Source organism: Shewanella sp., from assembly GCF_041630135.1.
Lineage (GTDB): Bacteria > Pseudomonadota > Gammaproteobacteria > Enterobacterales > Shewanellaceae > Shewanella.
The window spans coordinates 21,940-41,894 of sequence record NZ_JBFKLW010000032.1 but is presented as its reverse complement, the minus strand read 5'-3'; the positions used below and the strand labels follow the sequence as shown (position 1 = coordinate 41,894).

Sequence of the window (19,955 nt, the reverse complement as noted above, 5' to 3'; positions counted from 1 at the left end):
GTCTGGGCAATAACACGGATACGCCCGGCGAGCCGACGAACAGCCCTCAAGCCGTCACAGCCCAAACAGTCATACGGCTTGAGTCCGGTTTGGAACTGGCATTGGAGAGTGAAACACTTATTCTGAGCTGGCACTCAGGCAGCAGTCAGAGTGGCATAATTTGGTCATTGGCTACCGCCGAGGGCGAGCGTCATTGTGCCAGTCTGCTGTTCAACAACGGTAACCGCTACCGGCCGGTGGAGGTTACAGCCGCGGGAGCCCGAAGAGAGGCTCGCTTTTCGCCGCTCGATACTCAGGCGATTGTGCGTGATATCGCCTTCAGGGGAAATGTGCAGCTTTGTGGTCAGGGATTCAGCCTGAAGGGCAGCCAGGCCTTGCTCGAAGGCAATGAACGCCTGAGTGAATTGCTGGTTCCCTGATTAATCTGCTGGCTCAGGTAAAAGACCATGCAGTAAACTCTCGGGCTTCGTGTGGTGATGGACGGCAAAAAGGCGTTTATGGCGGAACTGACATTGGTGATACTTGCCGCAGGACTTGGCAGTCGTTTTGGTGGCGACAAGCAGCTGGCAGAGATTGGCCCCGATGGCGAGACCATGCTGGAATTGTCGCTGCTAAGTGCCATTCGCGCAGGTTTTAGTCGCGCCGTGTTGGTGATCCGTCCCGAGCTTGAACTATTGCTGACGGGGCGCCTGGCCCGCTCTTTGCCGTCCCACTTTCCCATCACTTTTTGCCATCAGCGTCCCGATGATTTACCGGTAGCGGCCGGATTAATCCCGGGCCTGCTCGAAGGACGTCAAAAGCCCTGGGGCACGGCTCATGCGCTCTATTGCGCCCGTGAGCATTTCAGCGGCCCCTTTGCGGTGATAACTGCCGATGACTTTTATGGTGACTTTGCCTTTTCCGCCATGGCTGCGGGGCTGAAGCAGGGTGGTTGGCTGATGGTCGGCTACCCATTGTCGGCGACCCTGTCAGAGCACGGCGGCGTAAATCGTGGCATATGCGAGGTCGAACAGGGCTTTTTACGGCGGATTGAAGAATTTACTGATATTAAGCAATCGGTTAGTGGGATTTGTGGCAGCCATAATGGCGCAGTCAAACCGCTTGATGGCAGTGTACCTGTTTCCATGACCCTGTGGGGATTTGATGACAGCGTTGTCAATATGTTGCAACAGGCGTTAATATCCTTTTTATTGGCATCGCCATCTGCCCGGCAGGAATGTTATCTTCCTGATGTAGTACAAACCTGTATTGAGCAGGGACAAAAGGTTCGGGTAGAAACCGCCCGGGGAGAATGGCTGGGAGTTACCTATGCCGAGGATGCCCCCCGGGTCAGAACAAGATTGATGGAGTTATTGCGTGATTGAACTTATCCGGCAGCGGGTTCTGCCTCACTATGGATTGGAAGGCAAAGCTGCCAAGGTTTCCCCTTTGGGTAACGGCCATATTAACGACACCTTTTTGGTCAGCTGGGATGACGGCAATATGGTGTTGCAGCGTTTGAATACGACTGTGTTTGCCACCCCCTGGATCCTGGTTGAGAATGCCGACTTAATCAGCGGGCATCTGGTCGAAAAAGAGGGCATGGATTACGGCCTTAAAGTGGTCAGCCCAAAAACAACTGCCGAAGGCGAGTTGGCAATTGATTTGGGTGAGGATGGTTTCTGGCGGGCTATTCGCTATCTGAAGCATTCCGACAGTATTGATGTGGTTGGCAGCGAAGCGCAGGCCGAGCAGGCTGCCCGTGCCTTTGGGCATTTTGCCCGTGCCTTGTGCGACTTCGACGCTACCCGTATTGGTGATGTGATCCCCAAGTTTCACTTTCTCCCCGGGCGTATTGCTGCATTGGAAACCGCTGTGGCGGAAGATAAGGCGGGTCGACTCGCAGATTGCCGCCGGTGGGTTGATTTTGCGTTGAGCCAAAGGGACTTACTGGCAGAGCTGGCCGAACTTGAGCCAAAACTGCCGCTGCGGGTTTGTCATAACGACACCAAAATCAATAACATGCTTTTTGATAAGCGTGATGACTCTGCTCTGGCCGTCATCGATTTGGATACCTGTATGAAGGGCCATTTAATGTATGATTTCGGTGATATGGTGCGTACTTTCACCTCTCCGGAAGCCGAAGACAGTACTGAGCTTGACAAAGTACAGGTGCGGCCAGAGATATTCGCTGCTATCTGCCGTGGCTATCTGGCTGAGCTTGGCGATGTGCTGGAAGCGGTTGAGCGCGAAAGTCTGTGGCTGGGAGCCCGTATCATGTGCCTGATGATTGGTATTCGTTTCCTCACAGACCATCTCAATGGTGATCTGTATTTCCATGTGCACCGAGAGGGACATAATTTGGATCGTGCCGCCAATCAGTTTACCCTTTATCAAAGTTTACTTTCTCAGGCTGACAGGCTTAAATCCTACATCGGCTAGCTGACTGCACCGCCCCTGGGGCGGTGTTTTGTTGTCAGGTTACCCATTACCAAAAGAGATCCGAATTTATGAACTGGAATGTAGACCCCATATTGTTTCAATTTGGCGCTATCAGTCTTCACTGGTATGGCTTGCTGTTTGCCTGTGGTATCTGGGGTGGGGCGGCTTTGCTCAAGCGGATGCTGGGCGAGTCCAGACAAAATACCGGTCTGGTGGATGAACTGTTTTTCCCTGTGTTCATCGGTATTATCGTGGGCGCGCGTCTGATGCATTGTCTGGCCTATGAGCCTGACTTTTATCTCGCCCATCCCCTGGAGATTCTTTATATCTGGAAAGGTGGGCTTGCCAGCCACGGCGGTGGCTTGGGAGCGATACTGGGAGTGATGTGGGTAGCCAGGAAAAACAATCTGAAGCTGATGTATTTGCTCGACTACCTTGCCTTGCCTACATTGGTGTTTGCCGTATGTGTCCGCATGGGCAATCTGATGAACTCCGAAATATACGGCAAGGTGACCGAAGGCCCTTGGGCGGTGATTTTTGAGCGGGTCGACATGCTGCCCAGGCATCCGGCACAGTTGTACGAAGCCATGGGTTACCTGCTGATGGCGCTGGTGTTGTGGCAATTGCGCCGTTCGCTGTTGGCGGCACAGGGCAAGCTCTTTGGTGGCTTCCTTATCGGTGTGTTCGTTATTCGTATGCTGGTGGAAATGGTTAAACCTGAGCAGGCCAGCTACATTCCGTCACTGCCTCTCACCGTCGGGCAAATCCTCAGCGTGCCCTTTATTCTGGTTGGTATTTGGCTGTGGCTGCGCCCGGTAAATCGCTAAAGCAGGATAATTTTTGTCGAGACCGGCCAGTTTGCCTGTATCTTTTTCCTGTAGCGTCCCACAGATTTGGCGGGCTGGATTGATAGCCCGCCGGTGAGACAGTCACTTGATTACTTGCCTTGTTCTACGAACACTTTTGCCAGATTGATTAGGGTGTCAGTGGTTTTTTCCAGGCCTTGGCGGGAGTTGAATTCCAGCTTGCTGTGGAAGTTATGGCCACCGGTGAAGATGTCCGGACAAGGCAGGCCCATGAATGAAAGACTGGATCCGTCGGTGCCGCCACGGGAGGCACTGGTGAAGGCGGTCACGCCTGCGCGTTTGGCGGCAAGCTTGGCGTTGTCTATCAGTTCTGGATACTCCCTGAGTACCTGGACCATGTTGCTGTAGTTCTTGGCAATGTCTATTTCCACTTTAATACCGGGGTACTTCTGTTCAACGGCTGCACCCAGCTTGCCAATTAAGTCAGCCTGAGCGTCCAGGCCTGCTTCGGTAAAATCACGCAGAAGTAAATGCAGGCTTGATTCTGCAGTGCTCATTGTTGCGCCTTCTGGATGAATAAAACCCTGACGGTCCTCGGTGTTCTCGGGACGGATGTCCACCGGGATGGCAGCGACAAACTCCGCCAGTGCATAGGCTGAGTTGACCATGGCACCCTTGGCCGAGCCGGGATGGGCGCTCTTACCCAGGAAGCGGATGTGAGCCTCTCGGGCGCTCCAGGTTTCATTGGTTATTTCCCCCAGCTCACCACCGTCGACCGTGTAGGCAATCTTGGCGCCAAAATTGGCCACATCGAACTTCTCTATGCCGACGCTGGTCTCTTCATCGGGAGTGAAGGCGATGGCAATATCGCCATGGGGAATGCTCGGGTCTTTAAGCAGTATGTCGACCAGAGTCATGATGGCCGCAACGCCGGCCTTATCATCCGAACCCAGCAGGGTGGTGCCGTCAGCGGTGATGATGTCATCCCCGATAAGCCGGCTCAGATCTGCGGCGGGGATCACCTGAGTGGGGTCGGCAGGCAGTACCAGATCGCCACCCTGATAGTTTTTGTGGATCATGGGTTTAACGCCACGGCCGGGGGCGTCAGACGAGGTATCCAAATGGGCTATTAGGCCGAACGCTTGGATGTGCTTATCTTTGGGTTGGTTGCTTGGCAGTAGGGCGTAGACAAAGCCGTATTCACTCAGGCGCACGTCATTGACACCCATGGCAGTCAGTTCGTTTGCCAATTGTCTGGCAAATTCCCGCTGGGTTTCTGTGGTGGGCACGGTGTTACTGTGTTCGCTGGATTGGCTGTCTATCTGCACATAGCGCAGAAAGCGACTGACGACTGTTTCTTCTGGGGCGGCGGCATGGGTGGCTGCGACTGGCAGCAGCAGGCTCAGGCCACAGCAGACAGATCTCAGCGTATTTCTTTTCATCATTGGCTGTCCTGGGGGAAATTTAAGTTGCGCGGCCAAACCTGCCGCTGTTATCAGGTAGCACTGAGTATAACGTCAGGCCATCTTTCTGAGCAGACTCACATTGGCCTCACCAATGATGCGGCCGTAGAGATCTTTGGGGTCGGTCAAGCTGGGGATCAGTTCCAGTGGCTGCCCAAGACCCAGTTTGGTCGCCATGTCGTAAATGAAACGCAGGGTTGAGTAATCTTCCAGCGCAAACCCGACCGAGTCGAACAGGGTGATCTGCTCGCGGTGATCGCGCCCTGTTTGTCCTTTGGCGATAACGGCCCACAGTGGATGCACAGGGTGGTCGGCCGCCAACTGTTGAATATCACCCTCAATTCGGGTCTGTGGCTCATGTTCAACAAAGATCTTGGCGGCGTGAAGCACCTCGACGGCCAGCTCTGTCTTGCCCGGACAATCGCCACCGACACCGTTGATATGCATGCCGGGGGCAATCATATCGGCCGTGAGTATGGTGGCCTTGGTCTTGTCGGCGGTGACTGTGGTCACTATGTCGGCTCCCTGTACGCAATCTTTCGCCGACGTGCACAGCGTTAGCTTCAAGGAGGGGAAGGCCTGAAGGTGGCGCGCCAGTTTGGCCATGGCAGCGTTATCAATGTCAAACACCCGCAGTTCATTAATCCCCATCAGGGTGTGGAAGGCAATCGCCTGAAACTCACTTTGGGCACCACAGCCAATCATGGCCATGATGCGTGAGTCTTCCCGAGCCAGCGCTCTGGCGGCCATGGCCGATGTGACGGCGGTGCGCAGCGCGGTGGCCAGCGTCAGCTCAGACAGCAGTCTGGGATAGCCAGTGGTCATATCGGCCAAGGCACCAAAGGCCATTACGGTTGGCAGTCCCTGTGCCGGATTGCCCGGATGGCCATTGACATATTTGAAGCCATAGCCTTGTTCATCGGCAATGGGCATGAGTTCTATCACCCCCACATCCGAGTGGGCGGCCGTGCGTGCAGATTTATCAAATGCCTGCCAGCGGCAAAAATCCTGTTCCAGATAATCGAGCAAGCCGGCCATAAACCCGCCTACCCCTAAGTGATTCACCAGTCGGCCCAAGTCGGATACATCCACAAAGAGTGTCATCACTGTTTCCCTATTTTGTTTGTTGTTCTTAGTGATGACTATGCTACGCCAGGCCGATGATAACCAACAGCTAACAAAGTGTTCATTCTGTCAGTTGTATTTTACAAAATGTCAGGCACTATTTTCTTATTGAAAAGTAGCATTGAAGCAGACGATAAAATTGATGGCAAATGACAATCTGGATGAGAAGGATCGGCAGCTGATCGCCTTGCTCAGGGCTGATGCCCGTATGCCCATGGTGGACATCGCCAAAAAACTGGGGGTATCGCGTCCGACGGCGCAGAATCGGCTGAACCGACTGGAGCAATCGGGGGTGATTTTGGGCTATACCCTCAAGCTCAAGCCGGGAACCGAATCTCACCCCATCAGGTTGTTGATGAATATCTCGGTCGAGGCCAAAAGCGAGCCAGCTGTAATCAAGCAATTGCAACGCTACCCGGAAATTATTGTCATCCACCACACCACCGGCCATTGGGACCTGATAGCGGAGATCCGCGCCGAATCGCTGCCGGTGTTGAATGCCTTGTTGGGCGAGATACGTTTACTCAAAGGTATAGTGCAAACCGAGACCAACCTACTGCTCGACAGTGTTTAGTGGTGGTGTTGGCGTAATGCAGCCTGGGAGTTGGCTATGGGGCTATGGTGATTCGCGTTGGCGCTGGCCTGGCATTTTACCGGCTGGCTGGTGTTGGCCGAAGCTTTGGGCCATAATCTGCACCTTAATACCCCTTAGGTTCATATGGGCTTATCGTCAATGAATGCTTCAGTTGATGCCGTTGCAGCGTCACCTTGTAACGCCCGTGCCAGCAGAAATCTGTGGCTCCGGTGTACCCTGAAGCGTTCCCAGCAAGAGGCCGTTGCCTCATCGGCCATGACGGCCACCTCCGATAATTTCTTCAACGCTTTCGCGATATTTTTAGGCGCAACCCTGGGGCAAATGGCCTGGGTCAGCGGCTTGCCGCAATTGTTTGGTGCTGTCTCCCAGCTTTTGTCCGTCTGGCTTGCCAGCCATTTTGCCCGTAAAGGCTTTATTACAGTGTGCGCAGTATTGCAGGCCTTGGTGGTGCTGGCCATGGGCGCACTGGCGGCATTTCGTCCTGAGCAGGGGGTCTGGCTGTTTATTGCGCTGGCGGCGCTCTATCACGGCTTTATTAATCTTATCCAGCCTCACTGGCGTGCCTGGATGGGAACCGTGGTGCCACCCCGTCGCCGGGGGGCTTTTTTTGCCGCCCGCACCAGGCTGACAATGGCGTCGTCGCTGACGGTGTTTTTCCTCGGTGGCAGCATTCTCAGTGTGTGTGACAGCGCAGGTATGGCGTGGCTGGGTTTCAGCTTGCTGTTTTCAATTGCCGCCATGGGGCGCTGGGTGTCGGCCTGGCTGCTTTGGCAAATGCACGACCCCGAGCCAATGGAAGTTCGCAGCCCCGGTGTGTTTGTCCGCACCCTGAAGAATTTCCGTGAAGCCTGGAAAGACCAAACCTTCCGTCAGTTCAGTATGTTTGTGGCCGGTATGCAGGCAATGGTGGCCATCTCGGCACCGTTTTTCGCGGTATACATGCTCGAAGAGCTGCACTTCAGTTATCTGGAATTTGTGCTGGTCAGTGTGGCATCTATTGTTACCCAGTTTGTCAGCTTAAGATTTTGGGGGCGTTTCAGCGATCTTTATGGCAACCGGCTGGTCATGATCATCACCTCCAGCCTTATCCCGAGTTTGCCCTTGCTGTGGCTGTTTTCAGATGACTACAGCTATATTTTGGCTATTCAGGCATTCTCCGGTTTTGCCTGGAGTGGTTTTACCTTAAGCACCGCCAATTACCTGTACGACATTCGGCCGTTTCGTTCCGACTTTGCCACCTATGCTGCGGTGCAATCGGCGTTAAGTGCCGCCTTGGTGTTTATTGGAGCCATGGTGGGGGGGGCCATCGCCACCCAGGCTGCCGATTTTTTAAGCTTCACAGGCTGGCAGTTGGGCAGCCCTATTTTTGTCGTGTTTATAGTGTCTACCGTGCTGCGCACCCTGGTGACACTGTGGTTTATTCCCCGTTCAGTTGAGCCTAAAGTGCGCCCTCGGCCTGATCTATTAAGGCTGGTGTTTCGCATCCGCGGCTTTAACGCCATCAGCGGCGTGGCGCTGGACTTTCTTACCGTGGTGCGAAAGCGCCGCGACGGGTCGTCTGATTCGCGCCAACCGTGACTGTCTGCGCCCGGGCGTCCCCCCCAGTTGGCATTAAGAACAGTTGGGTAATCAAATCCCTGTGCTCAGGTCGCTGACGGATAAGTTCGGCCACAAAGTCTTCAGCCCGTGCGGGTGGCCTGGGGTACCCATGGTTCTGCCACAGCGAACGCAGGGTTGCCAGAATCGGCTCATCCCCCATGGCCGACCGCAAACCGGCAAAGGCAACTGTTGCTGCCGAATACTGCTGATGGGATGAGAGGGCGTGGATCAGCGGCAAGTCGTTGCCCAGCTCACGGCCAGTACTTTAAAGCAGTTGCTGGGGCGGCTGCCCAATGGCCGCTTCGTGCAGATCCATAAATCCTTTGCAGTGAATGTGGCGCAGATCGGCGGGCGTGGCAGCCAGCAGCTGACCCTGAAATCCGGTGTGAAACTCCGGATTGGTCAGGCCTATAAGGCTGGGCTGTCGCAGGTTTGGTAAACAAAAAAGCCCGGCACTGCCGGGCTTTAACACTTACAGAGCCAGAGCTCAGTGGGTTAATTGGCCTGAGCCATTCGCTGCCATTTGTCGCTCCATACTTCACCGGCACTGCCGTCCATCTGCGACCACTCTGCCTCTTCGCTGTAGCCCTTCATGGAGTAATAGTCGCCGTCCTTACGGATGACGCTGAGGTAGGCGCGCATTGCCACGCCACCATTGCCGTCGGCTACTTCCACGACTACCTCGCCCATCTCGCTGATGCTCCAGGTGAAATCTGTGGTCTCCACCGGATCTTCGTGATAATCGGTAAAGTTGCCGCCTTCAGCGTTGAACACAATCAGGGTTTCGAGGGTGCCGTCAGAGTCATACTCTTTGAACTGGAAACCCACCAACATCTCGCTGGTGAAGGCTATGGCATCCATACCATTGCGGCATTCGCTTACCAATGCGCGGTACTGGGTCAGGGATTTCAGGGTCGAGGTGACAGGACTGTCGCTGCTGTCGTCCCATTCGGAGTCGCCGGTTTCACACAGGAAGCCGGTTTGCGGTTTATCGCCGCCACCACTGAACAGGGTTAAATCCAGCTGGGTCAGTAGGTCGTTTTTGGCTGCCAGATTGAAAATAACCTCATCATCGTCGCCGGTGCCTGCGGGGATAAACTCACCCCTGCGCACCGCGCCCTGATGCACGGCCAGCAGCAGCTCGCCATCATCCTCATGGTCGCCAAAGCGGCGCACATCTTCCGGCAGCGACATCAGGATTAACGTCTGACCCGACTGGGTAAGCTGCCGCCACTCGCCAGTGGCATACAACATGACCGATTGCATGGCTTCACCGGTACTGGCGTTTTCGCTCCAATACACCTTGTGGTACTTCACCATGCCGCCTTCAATCAGTTCGGCAAGGATTTGCTTATCGCCGTGCCAGGCCACATAAGGACCCACCAGATTGGCCAAGGTGCCATCTGAGGCGCTTGCCGAAATCAGGGCGCTGAGGCTGGTGGCAGGGCCTTCGCTGCCGCCGGCCATCCGCGACCAGACACTGTTGCAGTATCCGCCCACCATGTCGCCTTCGCCGCAGTCGTCCCAATAGTAAAGCCGGTATTGGTCGCTGGCGGTTTTGGCTTTAATGGCAAAGGCTTTGGCGCCTTCGCTGAAAGCGGCATCGGCTGGCATCACCTTATTCCAGGGCCAGGTATTGTCTTGCTTGGCCAGCAGCACCTTGATATTGAGACCGCTGAGGGCATACTCGGTGGCACTTAAGGTTTCGGCAAGCTGGGGAAAGTCCGGGTGGCTGAGGGTGATGGTGCCGTCTGCATTGAGCTCGGTTATCACAAACTCATCTGTGGTGGCCTGCCAACCTGTAGCGGTCAGGATGAAGTCGTCAGTATCAAACTCATTGCTGTTGTGGGCCACAAACTCGCCGTTCACCAACTCGTAAAACACTTCGGTGGTGCTCTGATTGGTGGCGTCGTACTTCACATGGCCGTATTCCAGCCATAATCCGTCGCCATCGTAATCGCCATCAAACCAGAAAATGCCGTCACCACTCACTTCAGTTACCAAATTGGCGGCAGCGGCGCTGGCCTCGGCTTTCAGGATTTCCACTTGTTCTTCAAGGTTATCGCCGGAAACGGAGGCTTCATTTCCAACTTCATCGGAACCGGCAATCGCATCGGGATCGAACTCACCTCCGGCATTATTGGCGGCCTCCACCTGGTCTACAATGGTTTCCAATGCGTTTACCACAGTATCGACAATCAGGGAGATAAGGTCGTCCACCGAAATACCCGCGGCATCGGCGGCCGCCTGTATTTGCGCCAGATTGTTGGCTATCACTCTGGCGGTCACCTGCGCCACCTGATGCAGTTGCCGGTATTCGGCTTTTTGCTCGTCGCTGAGGCTGTCGTCATTTTGTGCGGCCACGTAATCCTGAGTCAGATCCATGGCCGTACCCAGTAAGGCCTTGATGGCGGCTTGCGCCTCTTCTTCGCTGCTGCCCTGTTCCACGGTTCCCTGAACCATGGTGGTGAGAGGGCTGACAAAGGTGTACCCAACGGGTGCTGTCAGGGTATAGCCTTTAGTAATGGCCTCACCCGTGTCTTCATCCACAGTGCCGGCGGTCACTTCCACCAATAAGGGGAAGCTTTCCAGCTGCTCCTGGGTTGCATCGGTTATGGTGAAGCTGCCGCCTGCCCCAGTGGTTGCACTGGGCTCACCTGTGTCACACATCTTGTTTTCATTCAGATCCAGACAAACCTTGGCACCAACCAGATAGCCGTCGGCAACCTTGCCATCAAGGGTAACAGTGGCGGGTGGTGGTGGCAGGGTGGGAGGGGATGATGTATCGCTGTTGCTACCGCCACAGGCGGTTAAAACCGAGCCTAGGGTGGCGGCAATGAGTAGTTTTTTGAAATCCATGTGTTCGCTCCGCTGATGTTCGCTGTCATTCCGATTGTCAAAGCGTGTGCCTTTGGGCACTCATCCGGCTGCGCTTGCCTGCCCGGGGAGTTTGCCTCCCTCGGTGTGATTGAGCTGCTTCGAACCTTACCAAGTGTAGAAGCTGAGCCGAAGGTCGCAGGGAAAATCAGCAAAGATTGGTCGAACAAATGGCGAGGATCAGCCTTTGCGGCTGCTGGCGTAGTCGAAAAAGGCACGCCGCTGTGGGCCCGACAGCTCGGCGGGGATTTTATTGGGATGTTTGAACTCATCAAATGCCGCCACCCGGCCCGCCTGATTCAGGTGCGGAAAAGCGGCGTCTTCGGCGACGTCGGCAAGACCTAAAAATCGGTGCAGCGCCGCCAGAGCCCCCGTGGCTGAGGGGTCAAGGTAAAGCAAGTCGTCGCGGCCACAGAAATAATCATCTACCCCTTGCCTGTGGCGGGTAAAACAGGGCTCAAGGTGCGCCGGGCTCATAATATCCACTGTGCCTGCCAGCGCCTTATTCAGCTCAAATATTTCATTAAAACTGCGCCGCAGCTGGGGGTGAAACGCGCCCTTGGCGCTTGGGTTAAGCTTTGGCAGCATGCGCTCAAGCAATCGCTGCATCGACGGCAGCCAACTATCAATTGTTCGCTCAAGGTAAACAAACTTACTGCCGGGGTAGAGTTTGTCGAGTTTTTGATAGTCACTGAACACGGGCGCATCGGCAATGGCGTCGGCGGCCTCAAAGCTCGCCTGGGTAAAGGCCATGTGTGCCACCTTGAGTGGTGCTCGTCCGGCCTTGGTTTTTGCTTCAAGCAGCGCCACGCACACGCTGGTGGTGCCGGTTCGCGGCAGGCTGATGATGAAGATTTTGCTCATGGTCAGATTGGATGCTTTGGCACTAATTGGCTGATTCGAAATAGGGGAATGGCCGGCAGTGTGGTGGAGTTAGTTGTGCAAGTCAAACTGACCACGGTTAAGTTGAAGCTGTTCCAGCCTGAAGGCCGGGTCGCATCTGGCTATCGAATCAAGCGCCGCCTTAACAGCATCCTCTTTTGACCAAGCTAATCCATCGTCCCAAATGTCACTTTCACAAACGCCATCGTTCCCGATGCCATCGTCTTTGACTATCGACCAGATGAATCCCCCACGATACCTGTCCGGATTAGGTTCTATGTAGATGCGCCAATCGCCCCGCGTGATTTCATTTTCAAGCGCGATTTCAATTTCCATGGTTGCTCCCCTGTTTGAGCTCAAACGTTGGTTGATGAGTTCAGGGTATGGGGAGTGGGGAAGATAAGCCACGGACTATGAGTCACATTGGGCCTCTGGTGTCATATAAAGTTGTGCCTGTGGCATGGGGACTGTTGTCGCTTGCAAAGCGAGTGAAGATCGAAGGCTTCCAGCCTTCACCCGGGCAAGAGGGAATCAGCAGCAATTCCCTCTTGCATCTCCCTTGCCGCCCCGACGAAGCCGGGCACTTTGGCCTTATGGGCTGAAAACGGCAATCGTGACCGATTCCCGAATTTACATCCCTATACATTCATCCCAGCTCGGCTATCCGTGCCTCGCGCTCATGAGCTTGTCGTTTCACGACATTCGCCCCTGTTTAACTGGTGCTGACAGGCATCTGCCGGACAGGGCTCCAATGCCGTGAGGGGCAGAAAGCCCGTGAACGGCCATGCCTTGCCACACCATTTTCAGCAACGCCCTCGGCCGCTTCGAGTCGGATTTGGTGTATTCCTCGGCAAAAGTGTTATGCGTGTCCTGTCTTTCTTCTGTCTTTCTTCTGTCTTTCTTCCGTCCTATATCTTGATGTTTACTTGACCACTACAGGCTATCCTCAAAGTTTCTTTGGAACTATCTCCAAAAAAAGTTAGTATAGGTCGACCATTAATAAACCACTGTATATAATATCAGTATCAAAGCCACTAGAAATTGGAAGCGTCATAAATGTTTGATGTCCATAGTAAAGAATCACACGGGTATAGCTTAGAGGTTTTAGCTGACATCCTCTCACAATCAAAATCAACTATTGAGTCCAGAGTCAGGAAGGGAGAGCTCTCTTTAATAAAGGGATCGAATTTGATCCCCCACTCACAGGTAGCACACCATCCTGAGATAGCCTCAATCGTAGCTTCCAAATGGGATCAAGAGCTTGGTATTAAACCTGCCCGCACATACAACCTAGTGGAGTTGTTTGCGGGTGGGGGAGGCTTAGCTCTCGGCATGGAGCAAGCTGGTTTAAACAGCATTTTCTTAAATGAAATGGACAGGCATGCCTGTGCAACTTTGAGACACAATCGCCCCGAATGGAATGTTGTGGAGGGAGATATTGCAAAAATCAATTTCTCCGAAATCAGAGAAGAAGTAGACGTGCTTACCGGTGGTTTTCCATGCCAAGCTTTCTCTTATGCAGGTAAAGGTCTTGGATTTGAAGATACTCGTGGCACTTTGTTCTATGAGATGGCAAAAGCCATAAACGAACTAAAACCAAAAGTATTTTTAGCTGAAAATGTTAGAGCACTACTGACCCATGAAGGTGGTAAAACTCTAAACACAATCCGAAAAGTAATTGACGAACTGGGTTACGATTTGGTTGAACCCAAAGTCGTTAAAGCAATTTTTTATAAGGTTCCTCAAAAAAGAGAAAGATTGATACTTGTGGGGATCAGAAAAGATCTTAGTCAAGATGTCACATTTCATTGGCCTTCTCCATATAAAAAGATAATGACCTTGAAGGATGCGTTTCTAAAAGGGGAGTTATTTAATTCTGATGTGCCGTTATCGGAAGGGCAGCAATACCCTCAGCACAAGAGAGAAATCATGGAGCAAGTGCCTGAAGGCGGGTACTGGAGAGACTTACCTGATGATCTCCAAAGAGAGTATATGAAGGGAAGTTATCATCTAGGTGGTGGCAAAACAGGTATGGCTAGACGTTTGTCAATGAGTGAGCCAAGCTTAACACTAACAACCTCCCCAGCTCAAAAGCAAACAGAAAGATGCCACCCTCGGGAAACAAGACCTCTTCAGGTCAGGGAATACGCTCGAATCCAAACATTTCCTGATAACTGGGAGTTCCAAGGGCCACTTTCTGCTGCCTACAGACAGATAGGAAATGCTGTTCCTGTCAATATGGCTGCGGCTCTGGGACGTTCCCTTGTAAGACTGTTAAATGATATCGAAAATATCAAAATAGCCCAATCCTAGGTGCTTACTTTTTGATGAAAGGTGGCTACTTTTAGTAGCCGCCACCCGCATATCTACCGTCTCTAATTACAAAAAATATATCAATATCTCTTTTCGTGTTTTCGAAATCTATAGTTAAATAAATAGATTGCTTTCAATTTAACAACTATTAATATGCGGAAGTCACATATTTATGTGAATATTTCATCTATTCTAATGGCGACCAACTGCATATATCGACAAAGACCATGCTATACATTGAAAATTGCATAAATAATCAGGTTGTTGCTCAACGCTGTTGGGTTGAACTACTCAACTAAAAGAGTTCATAAGAGATACTACAGACATTTGAAACTAATAACGGAACGCCATCACTGATGGCTGATTAACCTATACTTTTTTACTATGGTTAAGGCTAATTTGGGAACTAGGATGCCGTTATCCCCCCCCCCCCGGCTAAGTGTTTATTTCGAAACACTTAGCCGGGGGGGAGCTACTTAATAGTATTCCGGAGTCATATTTACTTACCTACAAACCTTAGTAATTTTTATAACTGCAAATAAATACAATCATTATATAAATATTATTTGCGATCAATTTAGCAACTCATCAAGTACCTTTTCCAGTTCTTTGGAATCCCTAATTTCAGTGAAGCTCTCAGTAATGACTTTATAGGTACCAATATAACCAGAGCAAAAATCCCAAAACTGATCTTCCACCCAACCTTCGTTATCCGCTTCTAGTGGCTTTCCTTTATTTATTGCGCCATTCCAAAAATCTCCTGGAGTATTTGGGTTGTATGGAAATACTATTCTTGAAACAGCATTTCCGGTTGGGTTGCGCGAATAGAAAAAAGAATACCATCCTAAAAGTTGGGAAAGGCAGCCTTTGAGAGTTGCTATATTTGGCTGCACTGTCTTAGTATCAAAAAAGTAATGGGTTCCGTTTTTTTCTAGCCAAATATCAACACCTTTCCCTGAGGGAGCTGGTTCAAATTGTTGAATTGGCCTCGCTATGAATGTTTGGCAGACTCTTTTTATTTCATCATGGCTAGATTGCGCATTGTAGAGACCGCCATCTCTATACCTATCCTCTAATATAGCTTGGAGCGAATTACTTAACGCAGCGGGCATATTGGAAGGACATTCGAGATCCTTGTCATGAACAGTAAAACCATTGCCTTTAGCCAGTGCTTTTCCTAAAGGCTCCCACAATGTTGTTCCCAGTGATGTCTCCATACCGCCAACAATTGATCTTATTTTACGCTCCCTAGGAATTATTAAGTCAAGTATTTGAAATTTAGCTTTCTTCTTTAGTGATTTTTCTGCAAAACCTGTAATGCTTTCAATGATAGTATCTTTAGTTATTCTTTTAACTTCTTCTTTTTCCACAGTTAAACCCTTATTTTGATATTTTCTTCCCTTAACGCATAAATCAGGTGCGCCCTAGACGTCACCTGGATTTTCTTGTTAGGTGCTTATCCCCAAGAAGAGATAGGACAGGCAAAACTTTTCCTCAGTAATGGCAGAGTATGCCTGTTCCCCGTTGGTGCCGCCGAAGAATGTTGGTGGAAATTGCGTGGCTTCGACATGGATGTCGAAGCAGGCTCAGTCGAATCATGGACGAGCGTCTGTGCCGATAGCTATTTTCATCATAAATTCGAGGGGCTGTCGGCACCGTCCGGGGCGTCCTTTGGGTTGCAAGGGGTTTTGGACGAGCAAAGCCCCTTGCCCCGGTGAAGCCTGGAAGGCTTCGATGTTCCGTCCCTTGCAAAGCAACAAACCCGCGGGGTTGCCAAGCGCAACTTGGCACAACAACACAGCCGCATGCAGTTTGGCTTGCCTGCCATCAGATATAGCTACCGCAAGGAACCATCGCTATTCCACAGCGCCACCCCTGCCAAATTCAATCGCAAAACAACACAGATGCGATGCACAGCAGCGGCAGAGCCTTTTCGGCAGCAGGTGAAAGAAAGATGAGGAAGGAAAGGAGACTAACATCAGCAACTCCTTGCCACTGGTACTGCCCATCAATCGAAAACGAAAGACAGGCGTACGCCACGTCAACCCTGCTATTGCGGCCTGATTTAGCCGCCGCTTAAGTATTGTTTTTAAAGTAATCTTTATTCAAAGGTTGCATCAGCGTACGATAAAAAATCTACCGCAGCAATAGTTACAAACAAAGGAAAAAGGCAGGATAGGCATAGCACCTCACTTGCAGATTACACCTGCCTTTCCCCGGTCGGTGGCGCTGAGGATGTTGGGGTTGGGCGCGTAGCCGAGACATGGGCGAGTATCGCGAAGTGATAAGCTCACGAGCGCGAGGCAGGATAGCCGAGCTGGGAGTGAAGTGCATGGATGTGCTTCGTCGAGGCAGAGACCGTCGAGCAGGACGCGAGTCGGTCACGGTGCTCGTTTTCAGCCCATTAGGCCAAGGTGCTCGGCTTCGTTTGGGATCGCAGGGGGATTGGATAAGGGGGCCAGTCGAAACGGCCCCCTTTCCTCGGGTGTGGGTTGAAGACCCTCGTTCTTTGCCAAGCGCAGCTTGGCCTTACGTTATTGGGCAGATTTCGAAATCTGCCGCCCCATCGTCACATTGGATGCGATGGCAAACAGGCAGTAGCCGGTGAAGTACCAGAAGCCGGGTTCGAATTGGGCGTGCATGATGATAAGTTCGCCCATCTGGCCCTTGGCGTTGCCGGCGAGGTAGCTGACGATGATGGCCACCACAAGCACGTCGGCCATGCTCCACTTGCCGATGGCATCGATAAAGCTCTTAAGGCCGCGGGCGAGGGTGCCTGAGACAAACAGCAGCACGGCCTGGGACAAGAGCTTCAGGGTCGGGATAACCACCGAGAAGGTGCCTATGAGTATGCCAACCAGCAGGTTACCGCTGTCGAACAGGTCTGTGATGGTGCCGATAATGCTGCGGCTTTTCTGGTAAATCTCGACCTGACCTTGCAGTTGATTAAAACCCAGAAAGGCCGACATTGAGCCCAGAATACCGCGCACGTCGCCATCGTCGGTCATCAGCTCTATGGTGGTTTGGGCAAACTGGGATTTATCGGCCTGACCATCGAGGCTTAGCATCGGCAGGCTGAGGCCGGGGATAAGCAGGGCCAGGGCTATCAAAATCAGCAGCAGTTGCGGCCATTTGCTTTTTGAGGTCATACGCACTCCAAATAGTCACTTCAAATTGTCATTGGAATAGGCCGCCGTAAAGTGGGGGGCGGCGGCAACGCAAAGAGGGCTGTTTTACAGCATCAGGGCTGAAAGCCGGCTGAATGCTTCCAGCCCTTTGTTTTTTCTCTGGGTATAATCCGTATTCCGTATTCCGTATTCCGTATTCCGTCCCAAGTTTATCCCGAAGGCCATGTGAGGTATTGCCACGGCTGCCGTTGTGGATGAAGCATCAGGCCCAGAGTTCAGCTATTGCGGCGACCGGATAATAGCCGAGCTGGCCGGGCAAGGTAAGCCCTAATCCCTTACTCCCAATTTACCGTTCCCGATTCCCCAATGCCCCAATCCCATTCCCCATTCCTCATTCCTCATTCCCTATTCCCCATTCACCATTCACCATTCCTCATTCCTCATTCCTCATTCCTCATTCCTCATTCCCCGAATCCCTTTCTATCGGGGGCGCAGGCTGATAAGTTAGTCCAATGACAGTTAACATAATTTCAACAAGATGATCGCCGACACTTCTTTTGATTTTGCTGCCGCCGCGGCCGGTTTTGCCGCCTTTGCCTGGGGGCCACACATGTTGGTTCTGCTGGTGGGTGGCGGGCTGTTTTTCCTTATTTACTCTGGGCTTGCGCCATTTCGCTATTTAAAACACGCCATCGATATAGTGAGTGGCAAGTACCCCGAAAAAGGTGCCGCCGGTAATATCAGCCATGCCGGGGCGCTCTCCAGTGCCATGGCGGGCACCGTGGGCATGGGCAATATTGGCGGGGTGGCGCTGGCGATAGTGGCGGGCGGTCCGGGCGCCATTTTCTGGATGTGGATAAGCGCGCTGGTGGGGATGGCCACCAAGTTTTTTACCTGCTCACTGGCGATTATGTATCGCGGCACCGATGAAACCGGGCGGGTGCGCGGTGGCCCCATGTATATCATCACCCACGGCCTTGGCGCCAAATGGAAGCCGCTGGCGGTGTTCTTTTGTCTGGTGGGGCTGGTGGGTAACTTCCCGCTGTTCAATACCAATCAGCTGGTGCAAATCCTCAAGGAGTACCTGTTTTTATCCCCCGGCGACACTGGCGTTGCCGTGGGCAGTGGCGAGCATTTTTACCTTGAGCTGGGCCTCGGGCTTGCCATTATGAGTCTGGTGGCACTGGTGATCCTGGGCGGGATTAAGCGGATAGCGGCAGTGGCTATTCGGGTGGTGCCTACCATGATCCTGCTGTACGTCGGCTGCGCGCTTTATGTGATTTTAAGCCACCTTGGTGATGTGCCCATGCACCTGTGGCGCATAGTGGAAGATGCCTTTTCGGTGCAGTCGGTGGCCGGGGGCATTTTGGGCACCATGCTCACTGGGGTGAAGCGGGCGGCTTTTTCCAACGAGGCCGGCATAGGCACAGAGGTGATGGTGCACGGCAACGCCAAAACTTCGGAGCCAATAAAAGAAGGGCTGGTGGCCATGCTCGGCCCCGCCATTGATACCCTTTTGGTGTGCACGGCCACGGCGCTGATTATACTTATCTCCGGTGTGTGGCAGCAGGGCGCTGCCAACGGCATCAGCCTCTCCAGTGCCGCCTTTGCGGCCACCATGCCCGGTGTGGGACCTTATCTTTTGCTTGTTTGTGTTAGCTTCTTTGCCATTACCACCATCTTTACCCAGGCTTTTTACGGCAGCCAATGCTTTGCGTTTTTGTTTGGCGCAAGGCGCGAGCGCTGGTACTTGTATCTGTATTTGCTGGCGATTTTGTTCGCCGCTACCAACAGCCTCACCGACATAGTCAACATAATCGACGGCGCCTACGGCCTGATGGCCATCCCCACCATGACCGCCGCGCTGCTGCTGGCACCACGGGTGCGGGCCGCCGCCAAAGACTACTTCCGTCGCCTGCACGTGGAGGGCGATACGATGATGCGAGGCGACGACCCGGTCGACAGGCGCTGATGGAGTGTGGAGTGAAAACACCTAATAAATGCAGCCAATTGTTGGCGGGCGTATGCCAGTTTGTGCATAGAATTAGCAACTGATTAAATCGCAAAAGGAATTAACGCGATGCAAGACGATTACTACATGTTGTTTAACGATGACAAAAGCCCTTATCAACCTGTGTTCTTGGAAGGAACCTTGTCCGCCTATCCCGGCGATGAGCAGGACAGGTATGAATACGATTTTCCAGGGGATGTGCCCAAAATAGTGCAGGAGCGGATTTACTTAAATTTTGATAAAACTCAGCCGCTGCGCTTTGACTATAGCAAAAAGCATGGGCATCTCGTCAGCCCCGCCGTGCTAGAGGTGTTAAAGGGGCTCAGGCTTGCCCCCCATTATCAGAAATCCCTGACCGTGTATATGAAGGGCAAGGCAATGGAGCATGATTATACCTATCTGGCCTTTGATGCTGGTTCCTGGTTAAAAGGGGTACAGCAAAATCCTGAGCGTATTTTTGTTGATGAAGCCCAGTCCGAAACCCAGCTGGACAGAGATGGCTGGCCACTGCCGACCGGATACATTGCCTTAACCGCTGAAGCCAAAAAATATGATGTATTCGAGCTCATTAACATTGCATACATTGCCCACTACATGGTCTGTAACGCCGAGACCAGGGCGAAGTTGGAAGCGGTGGGAATTAAGGGGGTGCGTTTTGTGCCCTTGCAGCAGGCTTTCTCCTTTTACCTGAAAGAGGTTCTTAGGGAAGAGTTGAATGACTTGCTGGGATAGCTT

General features: G+C 52.5%; 16 protein-coding genes and 1 pseudogene. 10 read left to right on the top strand and 7 right to left on the bottom strand.

Going from position 1 to position 19,955, the window contains the following annotated elements:
• The 4 genes and pseudogenes from ABYK60_RS10575 to lgt form a co-directional block, all read left to right on the top strand.
• Positions 1-419: pseudogene (locus ABYK60_RS10575) on the top strand (hypothetical protein); the annotation flags it as partial.
• 57 nt (positions 420-476) lie between these two features.
• Positions 477-1,364, top strand: a complete 888-nt coding sequence (locus ABYK60_RS10570; RefSeq protein WP_372871987.1) for an NDP-sugar synthase — start codon at positions 477-479, stop codon at positions 1,362-1,364.
• On the top strand, positions 1,357-2,421 hold the full coding sequence (locus ABYK60_RS10565; RefSeq protein WP_372871986.1) for a phosphotransferase enzyme family protein: 1,065 nt from the start codon (positions 1,357-1,359) through the stop codon (positions 2,419-2,421). Before ABYK60_RS10570 ends, ABYK60_RS10565 begins: the two co-directional genes overlap by 8 nt.
• 68 nt (positions 2,422-2,489) lie before the next feature.
• Complete coding sequence (gene lgt / locus ABYK60_RS10560) at positions 2,490-3,248, top strand: prolipoprotein diacylglyceryl transferase (protein ID WP_372871985.1); 759 nt, start codon at positions 2,490-2,492, stop codon at positions 3,246-3,248.
• Positions 3,249-3,358: 110 nt separating this feature from the next.
• Here the strand turns inward: lgt and pepT are convergent, their stop codons facing one another.
• Both pepT and ABYK60_RS10550 read right to left on the bottom strand, forming a co-directional pair.
• Positions 3,359-4,672 (bottom strand): peptidase T, encoded by a 1,314-nt coding sequence (gene pepT / locus ABYK60_RS10555; protein ID WP_372871984.1) that lies wholly within the window; start codon positions 4,670-4,672, stop codon positions 3,359-3,361.
• Positions 4,673-4,744: 72 nt separating this feature from the next.
• The gene (locus ABYK60_RS10550; RefSeq protein WP_372871983.1) at positions 4,745-5,794 is read right to left on the bottom strand and encodes an ornithine cyclodeaminase; all 1,050 of its coding nucleotides are present in this window, start codon (positions 5,792-5,794) and stop codon (positions 4,745-4,747) included.
• Between the two features lie 163 nt (positions 5,795-5,957).
• Between ABYK60_RS10550 and ABYK60_RS10545 the strand changes: the two genes are divergently transcribed.
• The 3 genes from ABYK60_RS10545 (at position 5,958) to ABYK60_RS10535 (ending at position 8,448) form a co-directional block, all read left to right on the top strand.
• Positions 5,958-6,389, top strand: coding sequence for an Lrp/AsnC family transcriptional regulator (locus ABYK60_RS10545; protein ID WP_372871982.1), 432 nt, complete (start codon positions 5,958-5,960; stop codon positions 6,387-6,389).
• A gap of 159 nt (positions 6,390-6,548) precedes the next feature.
• Positions 6,549-7,988: an MFS transporter gene (locus tag ABYK60_RS10540; protein WP_372871981.1), complete on the top strand. Its 1,440-nt coding sequence runs from the start codon at positions 6,549-6,551 to the stop codon at positions 7,986-7,988.
• A gap of 244 nt (positions 7,989-8,232) precedes the next feature.
• Positions 8,233-8,448 (top strand): LytTR family DNA-binding domain-containing protein, encoded by a 216-nt coding sequence (locus tag ABYK60_RS10535; RefSeq protein ID WP_372871980.1) that lies wholly within the window; start codon positions 8,233-8,235, stop codon positions 8,446-8,448.
• Between the two features lie 56 nt (positions 8,449-8,504).
• On the opposite strand, the gene ABYK60_RS10530 is transcribed toward ABYK60_RS10535, so the two are convergent.
• The 3 genes from ABYK60_RS10530 to ABYK60_RS10520 form a co-directional block, all read right to left on the bottom strand.
• Positions 8,505-10,868 (bottom strand): hypothetical protein, encoded by a 2,364-nt coding sequence (locus ABYK60_RS10530; protein WP_372871979.1) that lies wholly within the window; start codon positions 10,866-10,868, stop codon positions 8,505-8,507.
• Positions 10,869-11,066: 198 nt separating this feature from the next.
• Positions 11,067-11,750, bottom strand: coding sequence for a sulfotransferase (locus tag ABYK60_RS10525; RefSeq protein WP_372871978.1), 684 nt, complete (start codon positions 11,748-11,750; stop codon positions 11,067-11,069).
• A 69-nt stretch (positions 11,751-11,819) separates the two neighbouring features.
• Positions 11,820-12,104: a hypothetical protein gene (locus ABYK60_RS10520; RefSeq protein ID WP_372871977.1), complete on the bottom strand. Its 285-nt coding sequence runs from the start codon at positions 12,102-12,104 to the stop codon at positions 11,820-11,822.
• 720 nt (positions 12,105-12,824) lie between these two features.
• Here ABYK60_RS10520 and ABYK60_RS10515 point away from each other — a divergent pair.
• Positions 12,825-14,081 (top strand): DNA cytosine methyltransferase, encoded by a 1,257-nt coding sequence (locus tag ABYK60_RS10515; protein ID WP_372871976.1) that lies wholly within the window; start codon positions 12,825-12,827, stop codon positions 14,079-14,081.
• A 572-nt stretch (positions 14,082-14,653) separates the two neighbouring features.
• On the opposite strand, the gene ABYK60_RS10510 is transcribed toward ABYK60_RS10515, so the two are convergent.
• Positions 14,654-15,451, bottom strand: a complete 798-nt coding sequence (locus ABYK60_RS10510; protein WP_372871975.1) for a TdeIII family type II restriction endonuclease — start codon at positions 15,449-15,451, stop codon at positions 14,654-14,656.
• Between the two features lie 1,164 nt (positions 15,452-16,615).
• Entirely contained in the window at positions 16,616-17,230 is a 615-nt protein-coding gene (locus ABYK60_RS10505) for a paraquat-inducible protein A (protein WP_372871974.1), read from the bottom strand.
• A gap of 517 nt (positions 17,231-17,747) precedes the next feature.
• Here ABYK60_RS10505 and ABYK60_RS10500 point away from each other — a divergent pair.
• Together ABYK60_RS10500 and ABYK60_RS10495 are read left to right on the top strand one after the other, a co-directional pair.
• Positions 17,748-19,181 (top strand): alanine/glycine:cation symporter family protein, encoded by a 1,434-nt coding sequence (locus ABYK60_RS10500; RefSeq protein WP_372871973.1) that lies wholly within the window; start codon positions 17,748-17,750, stop codon positions 19,179-19,181.
• A gap of 108 nt (positions 19,182-19,289) precedes the next feature.
• Complete coding sequence (locus ABYK60_RS10495) at positions 19,290-19,952, top strand: Imm43 family immunity protein (protein ID WP_372871972.1); 663 nt, start codon at positions 19,290-19,292, stop codon at positions 19,950-19,952.
• Positions 19,953-19,955: the final 3 nt, after the last annotated feature.

Excerpts from the sequence above, each read along its gene's own strand:
- ABYK60_RS10570 (WP_372871987.1), top strand. The coding sequence starts at position 477 with ATGGACGGCAAAAAGGCGTTTATGGCGGAACTGACATTGGTGATACTT.
- lgt (WP_372871985.1), top strand. The coding sequence starts at position 2,490 with ATGAACTGGAATGTAGACCCCATATTGTTTCAATTTGGCGCTATCAGT.
- pepT (WP_372871984.1), bottom strand. The coding sequence starts at position 4,672 with ATGATGAAAAGAAATACGCTGAGATCTGTCTGCTGTGGCCTGAGCCTG.
- ABYK60_RS10550 (WP_372871983.1), bottom strand. The coding sequence starts at position 5,794 with ATGACACTCTTTGTGGATGTATCCGACTTGGGCCGACTGGTGAATCAC.
- ABYK60_RS10545 (WP_372871982.1), top strand. The coding sequence starts at position 5,958 with ATGGCAAATGACAATCTGGATGAGAAGGATCGGCAGCTGATCGCCTTG.
- ABYK60_RS10540 (WP_372871981.1), top strand. The coding sequence starts at position 6,549 with ATGAATGCTTCAGTTGATGCCGTTGCAGCGTCACCTTGTAACGCCCGT.
- ABYK60_RS10530 (WP_372871979.1), bottom strand. The coding sequence starts at position 10,868 with ATGGATTTCAAAAAACTACTCATTGCCGCCACCCTAGGCTCGGTTTTA.
- ABYK60_RS10525 (WP_372871978.1), bottom strand. The coding sequence starts at position 11,750 with ATGAGCAAAATCTTCATCATCAGCCTGCCGCGAACCGGCACCACCAGC.
- ABYK60_RS10520 (WP_372871977.1), bottom strand. The coding sequence starts at position 12,104 with ATGGAAATTGAAATCGCGCTTGAAAATGAAATCACGCGGGGCGATTGG.
- ABYK60_RS10515 (WP_372871976.1), top strand. The coding sequence starts at position 12,825 with ATGTTTGATGTCCATAGTAAAGAATCACACGGGTATAGCTTAGAGGTT.
- ABYK60_RS10505 (WP_372871974.1), bottom strand. The coding sequence starts at position 17,230 with ATGACCTCAAAAAGCAAATGGCCGCAACTGCTGCTGATTTTGATAGCC.
- ABYK60_RS10500 (WP_372871973.1), top strand. The coding sequence starts at position 17,748 with ATGATCGCCGACACTTCTTTTGATTTTGCTGCCGCCGCGGCCGGTTTT.
- ABYK60_RS10495 (WP_372871972.1), top strand. The coding sequence starts at position 19,290 with ATGCAAGACGATTACTACATGTTGTTTAACGATGACAAAAGCCCTTAT.